A 13,208-nucleotide genomic window follows, 5' to 3' on the forward strand; every position below is an offset into this window, starting at 1 on the left:
TTATTTCGACTCCTTCATTACATACCCTACTCCCCGTATGGTATGGATGAGCTGTGTTTCAAATGGTTTATCTGTTTTTTGCCTCAGGTACCTTATATACACATCCACAACATTGGTTTCACCGAAATAGTCAAATCCCCAGACCTTTTCTAAAATCTGCTCTCTTGTAAGAACCTGCTTCGGATGTTCAAGCAAGTAAACAAGCAGGTCATATTCCCGGGGTGTAAGCTCAATTTGATTGCCGTTCCGCTTTACTTCTCTCGTTTTTGTATTTACAGACAAGTCCAGAAAAGTAAGCAGGGTATCATCATCTTTCTGATCTTTTTTACCTGCGGCCGATCTCAGGCAGGCACGGATTCTTGCCAGGAGTTCCTCAATTTCAAATGGCTTTGTGACATAGTCATTTGCACCCTGATCGAGACCGGTGACTTTATCGACGATGGCATCTCTTGCCGTCAGCATAATAACAGGCGTCTGATTATCACCAGCCCTCAGCCTCCTGAGCACTTCGATTCCGCTTATATGGGGAATCATCACGTCCAGGAGTATGAGATCCCATTCTTCTTTTTGAATGGCTTCCCATCCGGATCGTCCGTCTTCTTTTATCTCTACAGTATAGCCTTCATATTCAAGCTCAAGCTTAATAACCATGGCGATATTTGCTTCGTCTTCTATAATTAAAATTCGGATTTGTTCCACCAGGATCAGCTCCTCATCTGAGAGGTGTTATTTTTTTATAGTGTACACGAAAAAAATGAGAGAATGATGAGAAACGCTTTTTCTTTTCGGTTTTGTTAAACTCAGGTGTTGATTTTCCCTCATTGCAGCGGGGGCGCCGGTGAACCTCCTGAAGGTTTATGCCTGGTTCTTCCTCTACCAGTAACGCTACACAGATATGGGGGTCAAAACCACTTACAGCTTATTCACGGTGTAACTGATCGTTGCTCCAGCAGGAGTGTCGCGCATTCGTTGCAGTCAACATTGTTAACAACTGTACTCTAAAGGAAGTGAAATTGGAAAAAAACAATAAAAACACCCCTTAAAAGGAGTGTTTTTCTTGTTTTTATTCCAGACCTCTTGAAAACTCTGCGAGACGGACCACTATGGCGTCTTCAACAGACGTCGGTGATGAGCCGATGAAATTGTTGAGAATAATAGAAAAGGCAAGTTGTTCATCATCTTTTGTCTTCACATAACCCGAAAGTGATGTTTTGGAAGTAATCGTTCCGGTTTTAGCGTGGGCGTTACCTTCTGCAGCCGTACCTCTCATGCGAAGACGCAGTGTGCCTCCTTCCATGTGATCGTCCATACCTGCAACCGGCAGGGAATCATAATACAAATCAAACCAATCTTCTTTCTGAACGCCGAACAAAAGCTGGGTCATCTCCCGGGGAGGAATTTTGTTTAAGTGTGACATGCCTGAACCGTCCCGAAGCTGGACAGTTGAAGTATCAACACCTGCACGTTCCAGATACTCTTCTACCACACTGAGCCCGTTATTCCACGTTCCCTCTCCCAAAACTTCTTTTCCTAACGTTTTCGTTAAATGTTCAGAATGATTGTTCTGACTGAGTTTCATATAAGGATACATCATTTCTGTAAGTGACATTGAATGATGACTCGTCAACGCTTGTGCATTTGATGGTGTTTCTCCCAATGTGAGATCCCCGTGAACTTGGACACCATTTTCCTCAAGAGCCTGATTAAAAAGATTCAAAACCACTTCTGTCGGTTCCCATACGGCTACGTACTGCGTAATCCGGACTCCATCTACAGGCAGCGTTCCTTCAAAAAAGATCTCATTTGTACCGTGCTCTCTTCCCCAGTCAAAGGTCCTGGTTCCGCCGGATTCAACCGTTTCAATGTCGTTTCGAATCGTAATCGCATCCGTTTCCGGTGTAACCTGTACTTTTGCAGGATCACCAGGGTTTTCACCCGGATGAATTTCAATGTAAACCGAAGCCGTATTGTACCGGTCAAGGGCTGCATCGGATAACAGTGACGCATCCGGCGCAAAGCTTAAGGCCGATACTTGTGCTCCAGTGTGACGCCGTTGATTAAACCACGATAAATCCAGACTTAATCGCATGTCATCAAAATACGTATCATCCGCCACAATATTACCATGAATGTTTTTAATACCCATCTCTGCAATTTTCCCGGCCATCTGTTCATAATCTGCAGGAAGAATGGTCGGATCCCCTTCTCCTTTAATGAAGAGATCACCTTGTAAGACAGCTCCTCGCTGCTCCCCATTTGTTAAGACTTCTGTGTTAAACGTGTGCTCCGGACCAAGACGATCCAAAGCGGCAGCCCCTGCCAAGAGCTTTTGTCCCGATGCGGGAACGAGACTCGTTCCTCCGTTAAAAGAAAAAAGCTCTTCTCCGCTTTCTGCTGATCTAACATGAACCCCTGCAACTGCATGGTCAAGACGTTCATCCTGCAAAATCGTATGCAGGTCCTTTGCCAGTTCCTGTTCGGCAGTCAGATCCCCATCCATCTCTGCCGTTGTGAAATGAGCTGCACCCAGAACGAACAGCAACATAACCATGATTAACGTTGCCTTTCGACTGACTTTTTTCATCAAATACCCCTTTTCCCCCCTTTATTTCGATACACGTATCATTTTAATGGAATCATTGACCCTGTTTCTATTATTATTTGAAAATTAGGAAAATAGACAGTGAAAAATCGATCAATAGACTTCCTTTATTTTTCTTATAATTAGTACTTATGTTTTCTTTTTCACGCAAAAAAACCACTACTTCTTTAAAAAGATCGTAGTGGTTTCCATTTCGTTTATAAAGTAAAGAAAAAGCATCCTTATATAATGAAGGCTACTTCTGGTTCTGCATCGCTTTCATCATCTGATTAATCTTCTTTTGGGATGGGTTCATCCCCATCTGCATCATCATTACACGAAGCATTTTTTCATTAATTGGCGGATTCTTTTTCATATAGCTCATCATGTATTGTCTTGCAATAAAGAAGCCGATTGCGATTCCGCCCAGTAAGCTTAAAACACCGATTAAAATATTTACCCACATAAAACGGTGATCCTCCTTCTCTCTATGTTGTCTTCCATATCACTCGTCTTTATCCGAACTCCTATGGAACCTCATTTATTATAACGTAATGAGGGGGACAATGAAAGAGAATGTAAAAGAAATCCTGTTATAAATATTCAGTCTGTCAGCCCTGTTCCACAATTCTGAGACTCTTCAGGGGACGGAGCCATCCGTATTTTTCCCGGTCGTAATCGACCGCAAGAAAAAAATCATCAAACTCTTTTAACGTGTCAAAAAATCGGGTTTCAGCTTCAAATGTTCCACGAGATTTTATTGTCAGTTTCTCTTTTTGAACAGTAAGGACCGCCTGGCTTTCTTCATTATCTGAAATGAAAGTGTGGACCCATCTTTCATTTTTGTATCCTTTTTGATTGTTAAACCGGCGTATGAGCCAGGCATTCAGTTCAAGATAGTCATAGGACTTTTGTATATATGAAACCTGACGTTTCGTTATATCTTTCAGAGGAGTCACAGCTTCGTGATGTTCTTTAAACAAATGAAACAGCTTTCCTTCAAAACCGTAATAAATGAATGCAACTTCTTCATTTATAAGATAGATTTCATAAGTTCGCACAGGCTCTCCCCCTAACTTTAAAATAAAGGTCTTTTTCCTATCCTACCCGAAAGCCTGTACAGTATTTGTCAGTATTTGAAGAAAAACAGCACTGTTTTTGTCGAATGCATAAAAAAAGCCCTGCGGCACTATTGCGCCGCAGGGCAAACGATATTTATCTTTCAAGCAGCTGCTTAAAGTTGGATACTACGTTTTCCACGGTAAATCCGTATTCTTCCATAATGCGGTCACCAGGCGCTGAGGCACCGAACCCATCGATGGCAAGAACGGATCCGCCGTCTCCTGTGTAGCGCTCCCAGCCGAGGTTTGCTGCCATTTCGATGGCAAGACGCGGTTTAACATCCGTTGGGATAACCGATTTTTTGTACTCAGCTGACTGCTGTTCAAAGCGGTCCCAGCTTGGCATGCTTACGACAGAAACGAACAGGCCTTCTTTTTCAAGGGCTTTTTGTGCTTCTACAGCAAGGGAAACTTCAGAACCGGTGGCAAGAAGTACACCATCAATGTCGCCGTTTGCTTCAGAAACAACGTAAGCACCTTTTTTAACGCCTTCATAAGCTTTCTGGTCAGTTCCTTCAAGGGTAGGCAGACCTTGTCTTGTCAGGATGAGTGCAGTAGGAACATTTTTGCTTTCCATTGCGAGCTTGTAAGCTGCAGCCGTTTCATTGCCGTCAGCCGGACGGATGACAGAAAGGCCTGGAATCGCACGCATTGCCGGAAGCTGTTCAATCGGTTCATGGGTCGGGCCGTCTTCTCCTACAGCGATGCTGTCATGTGTAAATACGTATGTTACAGGAACCTGCATCAGAGCACTTAAACGTACAGCAGGACGGAGGTAGTCGGAAAACACAAAGAATGTTGCAGCATACGGTTTCACGCCCCCGTGAAGAGCCATACCATTTACCGCTGCAGCCATAGCAAATTCACGTACACCAAACCAGATATTGCGGCCGCTGTAGTTTTCGCTTGTGAAGTCCTCTACTCCATTCAGCATCGTTTTGTTGGATGATGCAAGGTCAGCCGATCCCCCAAACAGGTAACGGACGTTTTTACCGATTCCATTGATCACTTCACCACCGGATGCACGTGTGGCAAGCTTATCTCCCACCTGGTAAACCGGAACGTCTTTGTCCCAACCTTCCGGAAGTTCACCGCTCATAGCATGCTTAAGCTCTTTTGCAAGTTCAGGGTAGGCTTCTTTGTACCCTTCAAAGAGGTCATTCCACTGCTGTTCTTTTTCAGCTCCGTGTTCAGCAAGGGTTTTGTAATGATCACGGACTTCATCGGGAACGTGGAAGTCTTTTTCAAACGTCCACTTATAGTAATCTTTTGTAAGTTTGGCTTCGTCTTCACCAAGTGGAGCCCCGTGGGAAGCAGATTTACCACTCTTATTCGGTGAGCCGTAACCGATTGTTGTTTTTACTTCTATCATTGTAGGACGCTCGTCTTCTTTAGCCGACTCAATAGCGCGGTTGATTTCATCAAGGTTATTTCCGTCCTCTACACGGATAACCTGCCAGCCGTAGGCCTTATACCGGTCTTCAACGCTCTCGGTGAATGATTTGTCAAGGTCACCGTCAAGTGAGATATCGTTGGAATCATAAAGAACGATCAAGCGACCGAGCTTCAGGTGCCCTGCAAGGGATGCAGACTCTGCAGAAACCCCTTCCATTAAGTCACCATCACCGCAGATGGCATATGTATAATGATCAACAACATTATAGTTGTCACGGTTGTAGGTTGCAGCAAGGTGTCTTTCTGCCATAGCCATTCCTGTTGCCATTGCAAGTCCTTGTCCCAATGGACCAGTCGTCGCGTCTACACCCGGAGTATGGCCGTATTCAGGGTGACCTGGTGTTTTCGATCCCCATTGGCGGAATTCTTTTAAGTCTTCCATTGATACATCGTAACCGTGCAGGTGTAAAAGGCTGTATAGCAGCATGGATCCGTGTCCTGCAGACAATACAAAGCGGTCTCGGTTAAACCATTTAGGGTTTTTGGGGTTATGATTCATGTAATTTGAAAATAGCGTATACGCCATCGGAGCAGCACCCATTGGCATTCCAGGGTGTCCGGAATTTGCTTTTTCGATACTGTCGATTGCGAGCGTACGAATAGTGCTGATGGAAAGGTTTTCCATATTCGTAGACATGCACGATCATCCTCTCTTATCAATTCTTGTCGACTTCATTTCTCATGATATACCTTCCAACGGGAATAAACAACCATTTAATGAACAGGAAAGGGGATTTAAACCCTCTGTTAGTGTCTTTTGAATAAGCCATTTTTATACAGACAAAAGAGGCCGGCCCATAAGGGTTTACCTTATGGTACCGGCCTCTTAAAAATGAATGGTTACTGGTTTTTTTCAGTAGCTTTTGTTTCAGTAGTGTCCTTTGTTGATGCCACTTCACCTGCCAGGTTATCAATGCTGTCTTTCACGTTTCCTTTACCGGCATAGCTTTCAAGGAGTTCTTTAATGTCCAGTCCTGAGGAAGCTTTCAGGGATTCCTGCAGTCCTGCCATTAAATTAGTCGCGTAACCTGTAACTTTGTTCGCGCCGCCGTTTGACCCGCTTCCACCTGTATCAACGACCGTGATCTTATCGATATTACCAAGTGGCTGCGCAGCCTGTTTCGCGTATTCCGGAAGCATTTCTGTAATCATGTTCAGCATCGCAGCCTGACCGTACTTGCTGTAGGCTTCGGCAATCTTTTCTTTCGCCTCTGCTTCAGCTAGACCTTTGGATAGAATAACGTCGGCTTCAGCCTTACCTCGCTCACGCTCTGCTTCAGCAGCACGAAGTTCACGGGCTTTTTGCGCTTCTGCTTCCTGCTCTACAGCATAACGCTCGGCATCGGCTTTCTTCTTCACTTCTGCATCATACTGCTTTTCACGTCTCAGGATCTCTTTTTCTTCAAGCTCAATCTGCTTTTGTCTTTCAATAATGTTTACCTGCATACGTTCTTCTGTTACTTTCTGCTGGGCACGGGCTTCCTGCAGGGAGTATGCCTGGTCAGCCTGGGCTTTTGCTTCTTCCTGCTGCCTGCGGTACTCGGCAACTTTCAATTCTTTTTCCTTCTGGGAGTTTGCAATTTCAGCATCACGTGTATACTCCGCTGCTTTTGCTTCCTGTTCCGCACGGGCGTTTTCGATTCTTGCTTCTTTTTCACGTTCCGCACGTGCAATGGCAGCATCACGCTTTACAGCTGCAATCTGCGGCTGTCCGAGAGCATCCAGGTAGCCGTTTTTATCACTGACTTCATTTGTTGTAAAGGAAAGGATTCGCAGTCCCATTTTACTGAGGTCTGTGGCAGCCACCTTTTGAACTTCCTTGGCAAACACTTCACGGTCAGAGTTAATTTCCTCTACAGTCATTGAACTGAGAATCGCTCGTAAGTGTCCTTCAAGAACCTGGCGTGCTTCAGTTTTCAAATCATCATATTTTCCGATATACTGCTCAGCTGCAGTGGAGATTTCCTGAACGCTGGAGCCAATTTTAATAATCGCATTTCCGTTTACGGAAACAGGAACACCCTGCTTGGAGTAAACATTGTTTGCTCCAACTTCAAGCTTGTGGTTTTCAAGACTGATCCGTCTTGCCTGCTGAAGAACAGGGATGATAAATGCACCGCCACCGTGAATAATTTTCACTTTCTTTCCTTCGTCATCGGATACAACGCTTTTGCCTCCACCGAGCACGCTGCCGGTAACAATTAAGGCTTCGTTCTTCCCCACAGTCGTATATTTGGTTACAAATAGTAAAACGAGTACCAGAATAATAGCAAAGACGACACCGCCTACAATTAAACTAAGATCATTCATGTGTTTTTTCCTCCATCATCAGCTTTTTTTCTTCTACACTTACAATCAACACCTGGTTTTCCTTATCAATATCAACAATTTGAACTTCTTCCCCGCTGGCTACCGGCAGACCGCTCACAGATCTTGCAGGATACCCCTTAATGGAAAATGTTGTTTTTACAATGACTTCACCATAGTCATTTTCTTTCCCAATGGATGTTGTAACAGTCCCGTAGTCTCCGATCAAATCCGACATGTGATAGCCTACGCTGGATTCCGCTTTTGATAAAGGAGCCAGAACAAGCATATGTAGCAGTGTGACCAGAACAAGTGCAATCACTACGGAAATGAAAAGACCTGTGAGGCTTGAAAGCTGTGTACCGTTCTCAAAAACAAAACCCGCCCCGCAAAGGACTGCAACAAAACTGAGAACTACAGTCGGGTTAATAAATGCACCGGGCACCGACTCAAATAATGCATCCAGAAGATCTCCGAACAAAGCATTAATAAGTGTTAATGAGCCAGCTATGATCAGTCCCGTCAGGTAAATGACAGAAAGCTCAACACCGAAAATCATGACTCTTTTCCGTAAGATTGCACCACGGATCTCCCTCCCTTCTTTCGTACATTATTTTTCCTGATCAGATAAGGAAACACACAGCCAAACAGTCATCTCCAATTCTAGCAAATCATTACTATAATTGTCTAAAAGAGGATGGTTTATTGTGTCATTATTGTTTACGGTTGTGAAGAAATAAAGTTTCATGCATTCGGTACTTCATTCATTAAAGATTTAAATGAGTATACCCTTACGTCAGTTCATAAAGCTCCGCTGAACGCCATCCACTCGCTTTCCACGGCGGTGCCGGCGAGCCTCCCCGGGCACTGCCCTGCGGGGGTCTCTCCTGGCCCCCATTGCCGCTGGAGTCTCGTTCCTGGCGTTCAGCTGCGCTTGACAAAAAAGGAACCAGCTCTTCTCATTTAAAAAAAGATTCACTGACTAAGAGGTAAACTCATCAAAAATTAAATGGCACAAAAAAAGCCCCCTTTTAAAGGGGGACTGGCTGTTGAAAAAGATTTTATCTTAGTGATGGTGGCTGTTGATGCCGCCTGTATGTCCTTCGCTTTCCGCGGTGGGGTCTCCTCAAGATAAAAGAAGCCACTGAAAAAGCCTGTGAAATACAGGCCTGTTAATGAAGAAGATCGGAATTGCTGTTTTCCTTGCTTTCTTTCAGTTTCTTCGGTGTTACGTCATTACCTTTGTCGTCGACGACTTTTACCGAATGGAGCTGATTTTTAAAAGACTGACGCATGCTCTTAAGGTACTCCTGTCTTAAAGCCTGCTGCTCTTTTGACTCACTTGCACTCAGTCCTTCTCCTTTTGATTTTCTTGCCAGTTCATTGATCCGGGCAATTTTATCTTTACTTAACACGTAAATCAATCCTCCACCAAACTTATTGTACGTTTATGCTACACGAGTTAATGGAGGCTTTCAAGTTTTTAAGCTTCTTCCCGGGCTTCAGTCACTGCATTTTTTATGTATTCACGATACCTGCGGTTGGCAGTGGCTTTTGAAATATCGTAGCCGAATCCTCTGAGAGTGGCTGCAAGGTCGTGAAAAGTGAGACCGCTGTTTCTGAGTCTGACGATTTCTTCAATAGGTACATCTTTTCTCCTCCGTCCCCCGGCTCCGGTTGACTGAAGATTCTTTTCCGGCCTGTACCCTTTTTCTACCGCTGCTTTCATACCCCGCTTAATCTTGAGGTTATGAAGTTTTCTCTGATACTCTTCAACAATAGATACGATATCAAGAACCATCGTATCTGTCTCAGAAAGCCTGAGCGTCCCCTGGTCCTGAACAGTATAAACCGTCACTTCCAGCTTATGGAGCTGATGCAAAAGAGCCATTTTTGCATTCCCTCTGCCAAGCCTGGTATCATCCTGGACAAGAAGAACACCAGCCTGTTTTTCCTTGAATGTGTCCAGGAGTTCAAAGATTCCCTCCCTGTCCACGTCAAACCCGCTTGCCTGCTCTTCTATCGTTTTAATAACACGAAAGTCATGATCTGAGGCCAGTTTTTCCAACTCCCTGACCTGCCTTTCAAGAGAAGACTCCTGACTTTCCTTCTTCGTGCTGACACGCACATAGATGACTGCTTCCATCATATCATCCGTTCTCTCCTTTAACAGGAACCGTTAACTTCTGTCCGGCAATAATTATGGCACCATCAATATCATTGTGATCAGCAATCCATCCTACGATCGTTTCCTTATTGGAATTCAGTTCATGCTGCAGATCAGAAGCTATGGTCCATAATGTATCCCCTTCTGAAACAACAATTGTATCATACTCATATGCTTCCAGGCTTTTTCCGTCTACAGGGATCGTCGTAACAAGAACAAATACAAGAATGATAACAGCAGTAATCACATGGGAACTCTTTACGTTTATCAGTAAATCCATGATTAAACACCTCTTTACAGAATGTATGTTCGTATTCAGTATAATAGGAACACCCGTTCGAGTCAACACAAAAAACAGAACGAATGTTTGCACCCATATGCGCCTCATGGTATAATGTTCCTAACATCAGAGGTTTCTTAAATTTGCACGGATTCCTACATAATGAATAAAAAGAGGTGCTACTATGACAAAGCTATCCCGTCGCCAGCAGGACATTCTGGAATATATTAAAACTGAAGTAAAACAAAAAGGTTATCCACCTTCCGTAAGGGAGATCGGTGAAGCTGTCGGGCTTGCTTCAAGTTCGACCGTTCACGGCCATTTGTCACGTCTGGAGAAAAAAGGCCTGATCAGAAGAGATCCGACCAAACCACGCGCCATTGAAGTCATTGAGCTGGAAGAACAAAATGAAAGTTTACAAATTTCCGAGAGTCCGTCTGTGTACGTTCCCTTCATTGGTAAGGTTACCGCCGGCCAGCCCATTACAGCTATTGAAAATATTGAAGAGTACCTTCCGCTTCCTTCCCGTATGGTACAGGATGAAAAGTCATTTATTCTGGAAATCCAGGGTGATTCCATGATTGAAGCAGGAATTTTCGACGGGGATATGGTGGTTGTTCGTCAGCAGCAAAGCGCCAATAACGGAGATATTGTAGTAGCAATGACCGAAGAGGATGAGGCTACGGTTAAACGATTCTTCAAAGAAAAAGATCACATCCGCCTTCAGCCTGAAAACGCGTCTCTTGACCCGATCCTGTTAAAACATGTTTCTATTTTAGGTAAAGTCGTCGGTGTATTCCGCACCGTGCATTAAGCATATTGATGGAGAAAACCCTTAAGCCGGGAAAGCTTCAGGGTTTTCTTTATGTCAGTTATTCTTTTGAGTATTTTTTCATTCTCTTATCCTGCTTCTGGTCCGCTACAATAAAACAGGCGTGAATGGCTCCCGGCAGCCAGAAAAAGAGCGTTAAAACCAAATTCAGCAATGCCTGAAACGGTCTTCCTACCAATAGTACAGCTACCGGAGGCAGTAAAATAGCCAGTAAGTACATCATATTACATGACTCCTTTCAAATTGGGCCTACAATAGTATAACCCTAAGAAAAGAAGACAAAACCTGTTTATGTATTAGTTCTTCTTATAACTCACATCACCGGAGTCGTCTACAAATCCCCAGCCGCCGATAATTTTCTCATTCACTTCAATGACATAGCCCACTTGTTCTTTCGCAAGTCTGAAAGCTTCATCCCGGTCCTCAAGGGGCGTACCGTACCCCTGGCGGTATTCCGGAATCATATTTGATCCGCTTTCTCCTCTCATAACAAGCTCTTTATCTGCGTTCTGCGCTGACTTTACTTTAAAATATGTTTTATTCATTGAATGTCTCCTTCTTCCCAGATGATTTTCCTGTCCACTTAATGATTCGTTGCCTGGAGCTGTTGTCTGACTGTATAAGAGGATTCTTCTTCAAATCAGGGTATTGAATTAAATAAAGCCCAACTCACTCTTCTAAAAATAAATTGCCTCTACATACATAAAAAAATTTCTTTATAGAAATTGAATTATTAAATCTATAATCATTATTGATGTGAAAAGGAGAATAAGAATTAATGAAGACAAAAAAGAAATCAAGCAATATAATTTTGACTAAAAGTCTACCATGACCGTCCATAACTTTGAAATGAGATACAGCTTGAAAAATATTTTCCTCAGCTATATAGGATCTCAGAAAATAGAAAAATCAAGGAAATCTCAAATTTCTTATCAGTTGACTGCACAGTATGCACGACCAAAAATAAAACCCCAGAACCGTTGAGGCTCTGGGGTTTCACATTTTAGTACAAGCTCATGTACTGCTCGCGCTCCCATGGGTGCACTTGCGTACGGAACATATCTTTCAGAGTCAAAACTTATCAAAGCTTATCAAGAACGTTGATTTAATCGGATTTTATTTTTATGACATTTCAAGAAAGATCATATCATTTCATATTTATTTGGTCGTTTTTTGGTCGTTCCTTTGGTCGTTTTTTCATTCTTCACATATAGTAAAAACAACACAAACACTAGGGATAGTAATAAAGTGAGCAATAAAGACAAATCCTTGATTGATAAACAAATTCAGTTAATCCGTTTTCAAATTTAGTGAAATAAGAATTTCACGCAAAGTTAATCCATTCTTCTTTCTTAGGCGATGTGTAGGTTAAACCTGTTACTATTTATGATCACCTGCTTACAACTGATGAATTTTTTCTGAAAGGTTTTCAGACCCAAAACAAAACAAATCCCAGGCCAAAAAGAAGGACGAGTGAAATTATTATTGTATAGTATTACTGGCGCATCGGTTGCTTCATTCGTATAAAAGTTGAGAATTGCTAAAGCAAAACTTCATTTTTTTCATGATCCCTGACTCCTTCTCCTTAACCTCTCCCCGGATGATTTCCCTTAAAAAAGCAGAATAAGCTTGGGACACATTCCCTTTGTTCCAGACTTAATATGTTTTAACCGGAGTGGGGGAGTGTTCTATATAATTGACTCAACAATCATAATTGAAGGCACCTTCCATAAGACGTAAATGTTTCCAAAGACCTCAGGGTAATTTAATATAGTTAAAAGAACAGACTCCCGGTTTTTAGGATCGGTGAATAGATTTGAATGTTGACATATTGTATTTCCAGAGGTAAATTTATCTTAATTGAATAATCGAGAGATATTTATTTCAAACTTCATTAAAGGATGCTTTAGCATACTGTTCATGTTACTGATGGGCTGTATGAAAAAGACAGCCTTGAACATCATGAAGACTGGGATAATGTGAATCGGTATATTCTCTCCGGATTTTCGGGCAGGGGGTATACTGATTTTTTTTAAGGAGGTCAGTTATGAAAAGGACAAAAGGAACGATTGAGTCTGAAATAAGTAAAGCATTAACCCAGTGGGAAAAAGATTACCTTGGGCGCGGATCAGTCTCTGTGAAAACCGATATTTTAAGGGATATGATTATTGTTACTCTTCAGGGAGTCTTAACACCGGCTGAGTTTTCCCTTTGTGAAACAACTGAAGGTATGCTCTCAGTAAAAAGATTCCGGTTTGATTTAGTAGAGTCGGGCCAGAAGGAATTAATGAATATCATTCTGAATATAACGGAACAGGAAGTTAAAAGTTTTCATACAGATATCAGCACGCGCACAGGCGAGAGGGTCATGGTGTTCAGGCTTTACAATATTTACGAGAAAAAACTAACACAATAATGGGAGTTCTTCAAAAAACCTGATGGTTAGTTGAAGGAAAACCGGCAAC

15 protein-coding genes are annotated in these 13,208 nt (G+C 42.8%); 2 read left to right on the plus strand and 13 right to left on the minus strand.

All coding sequences use genetic code 11. The features are described 5' to 3' along the window. From EBO34_RS05975 to yneA, 11 genes are all read right to left on the minus strand, one after another. Entirely contained in the window at positions 1 to 699 is a 699-nt protein-coding gene (locus EBO34_RS05975) for a response regulator transcription factor (RefSeq protein WP_122897000.1), read from the minus strand. 364 nt (positions 700 to 1,063) lie between these two features. After that, on the minus strand, positions 1,064 to 2,584 hold the full coding sequence (dacB, locus tag EBO34_RS05980; RefSeq protein WP_122897001.1) for a D-alanyl-D-alanine carboxypeptidase/D-alanyl-D-alanine endopeptidase: 1,521 nt from the start codon (positions 2,582 to 2,584) through the stop codon (positions 1,064 to 1,066). A 253-nt stretch (positions 2,585 to 2,837) separates the two neighbouring features. Beyond that, positions 2,838 to 3,047: a YneF family protein gene (locus EBO34_RS05985; protein WP_110517864.1), complete on the minus strand. Its 210-nt coding sequence runs from the start codon at positions 3,045 to 3,047 to the stop codon at positions 2,838 to 2,840. Between the two features lie 145 nt (positions 3,048 to 3,192). Next, positions 3,193 to 3,642 (minus strand): sporulation inhibitor of replication protein SirA, encoded by a 450-nt coding sequence (gene sirA / locus EBO34_RS05990; RefSeq protein WP_183163737.1) that lies wholly within the window; start codon positions 3,640 to 3,642, stop codon positions 3,193 to 3,195. Between the two features lie 154 nt (positions 3,643 to 3,796). Next, a complete protein-coding gene (gene tkt, locus EBO34_RS05995; RefSeq protein WP_122897003.1) occupies positions 3,797 to 5,794 on the minus strand; it encodes a transketolase in 1,998 nt (665 codons plus the stop codon). Between the two features lie 203 nt (positions 5,795 to 5,997). Beyond that, positions 5,998 to 7,467 carry a flotillin family protein gene (locus tag EBO34_RS06000; RefSeq protein WP_122897004.1) on the minus strand — a complete coding sequence of 490 codons (1,470 nt, stop codon included), beginning with the start codon at positions 7,465 to 7,467 and terminating at the stop codon, positions 5,998 to 6,000. Further along, entirely contained in the window at positions 7,460 to 8,023 is a 564-nt protein-coding gene (locus EBO34_RS06005; RefSeq protein WP_122897005.1) for an NfeD family membrane protein, read from the minus strand. The genes EBO34_RS06000 and EBO34_RS06005 overlap by 8 nt, the downstream gene beginning before the upstream one ends. A 232-nt stretch (positions 8,024 to 8,255) precedes the next feature. Then, positions 8,256 to 8,405 carry a hypothetical protein gene (locus EBO34_RS20590; RefSeq protein ID WP_183163738.1) on the minus strand — a complete coding sequence of 50 codons (150 nt, stop codon included), beginning with the start codon at positions 8,403 to 8,405 and terminating at the stop codon, positions 8,256 to 8,258. Positions 8,406 to 8,636: 231 nt separating this feature from the next. Further along, positions 8,637 to 8,879 (minus strand): DUF896 domain-containing protein, encoded by a 243-nt coding sequence (locus EBO34_RS06015; protein ID WP_122897007.1) that lies wholly within the window; start codon positions 8,877 to 8,879, stop codon positions 8,637 to 8,639. A gap of 68 nt (positions 8,880 to 8,947) precedes the next feature. After that, positions 8,948 to 9,610, minus strand: a complete 663-nt coding sequence (locus EBO34_RS06020) for a YneB family resolvase-like protein (RefSeq protein ID WP_122898586.1) — start codon at positions 9,608 to 9,610, stop codon at positions 8,948 to 8,950. A 4-nt stretch (positions 9,611 to 9,614) separates the two neighbouring features. Then, complete coding sequence (gene yneA, locus EBO34_RS06025; protein ID WP_183163739.1) at positions 9,615 to 9,911, minus strand: cell division suppressor protein YneA; 297 nt, start codon at positions 9,909 to 9,911, stop codon at positions 9,615 to 9,617. Between the two features lie 184 nt (positions 9,912 to 10,095). Here yneA and lexA point away from each other — a divergent pair, with 184 nt between their 5' ends. After that, positions 10,096 to 10,725, plus strand: a complete 630-nt coding sequence (gene lexA / locus EBO34_RS06030; RefSeq protein WP_122897009.1) for a transcriptional repressor LexA — start codon at positions 10,096 to 10,098, stop codon at positions 10,723 to 10,725. Positions 10,726 to 10,783: 58 nt separating this feature from the next. Here the strand turns inward: lexA and EBO34_RS06035 are convergent, their stop codons facing one another. Both EBO34_RS06035 and EBO34_RS06040 read right to left on the minus strand, forming a co-directional pair. Continuing rightward, on the minus strand, positions 10,784 to 10,966 hold the full coding sequence (locus tag EBO34_RS06035) for a YqaE/Pmp3 family membrane protein (RefSeq protein WP_122897010.1): 183 nt from the start codon (positions 10,964 to 10,966) through the stop codon (positions 10,784 to 10,786). 73 nt (positions 10,967 to 11,039) lie between these two features. Further along, positions 11,040 to 11,288 (minus strand): hypothetical protein, encoded by a 249-nt coding sequence (locus tag EBO34_RS06040; protein ID WP_122897011.1) that lies wholly within the window; start codon positions 11,286 to 11,288, stop codon positions 11,040 to 11,042. Positions 11,289 to 12,790: 1,502 nt separating this feature from the next. Here EBO34_RS06040 and EBO34_RS06045 point away from each other — a divergent pair. Continuing rightward, complete coding sequence (locus tag EBO34_RS06045; protein ID WP_122897012.1) at positions 12,791 to 13,159, plus strand: Na-translocating system protein MpsC family protein; 369 nt, start codon at positions 12,791 to 12,793, stop codon at positions 13,157 to 13,159. Positions 13,160 to 13,208 lie beyond the last annotated feature (49 nt).

Origin of the sequence: Alteribacter keqinensis (genome assembly GCF_003710255.1) — a bacterium.
Taxonomy (GTDB): Bacteria; Bacillota; Bacilli; order Bacillales; family Salisediminibacteriaceae; genus Alteribacter; species Alteribacter keqinensis.

Excerpts from the sequence above, each read along its gene's own strand:
- dacB (WP_122897001.1), bottom strand. The coding sequence starts at position 2,584 with ATGAAAAAAGTCAGTCGAAAGGCAACGTTAATCATGGTTATGTTGCTG.
- EBO34_RS05985 (WP_110517864.1), bottom strand. The coding sequence starts at position 3,047 with ATGTGGGTAAATATTTTAATCGGTGTTTTAAGCTTACTGGGCGGAATC.
- tkt (WP_122897003.1), bottom strand. The coding sequence starts at position 5,794 with ATGTCTACGAATATGGAAAACCTTTCCATCAGCACTATTCGTACGCTC.
- EBO34_RS06000 (WP_122897004.1), bottom strand. The coding sequence starts at position 7,467 with ATGAATGATCTTAGTTTAATTGTAGGCGGTGTCGTCTTTGCTATTATT.
- EBO34_RS06005 (WP_122897005.1), bottom strand. The coding sequence starts at position 8,023 with ATGATTTTCGGTGTTGAGCTTTCTGTCATTTACCTGACGGGACTGATC.
- EBO34_RS06020 (WP_122898586.1), bottom strand. The coding sequence starts at position 9,610 with ATGGAAGCAGTCATCTATGTGCGTGTCAGCACGAAGAAGGAAAGTCAG.
- yneA (WP_183163739.1), bottom strand. The coding sequence starts at position 9,911 with ATGGATTTACTGATAAACGTAAAGAGTTCCCATGTGATTACTGCTGTT.
- lexA (WP_122897009.1), top strand. The coding sequence starts at position 10,096 with ATGACAAAGCTATCCCGTCGCCAGCAGGACATTCTGGAATATATTAAA.
- EBO34_RS06035 (WP_122897010.1), bottom strand. The coding sequence starts at position 10,966 with ATGATGTACTTACTGGCTATTTTACTGCCTCCGGTAGCTGTACTATTG.
- EBO34_RS06040 (WP_122897011.1), bottom strand. The coding sequence starts at position 11,288 with ATGAATAAAACATATTTTAAAGTAAAGTCAGCGCAGAACGCAGATAAA.
- EBO34_RS06045 (WP_122897012.1), top strand. The coding sequence starts at position 12,791 with ATGAAAAGGACAAAAGGAACGATTGAGTCTGAAATAAGTAAAGCATTA.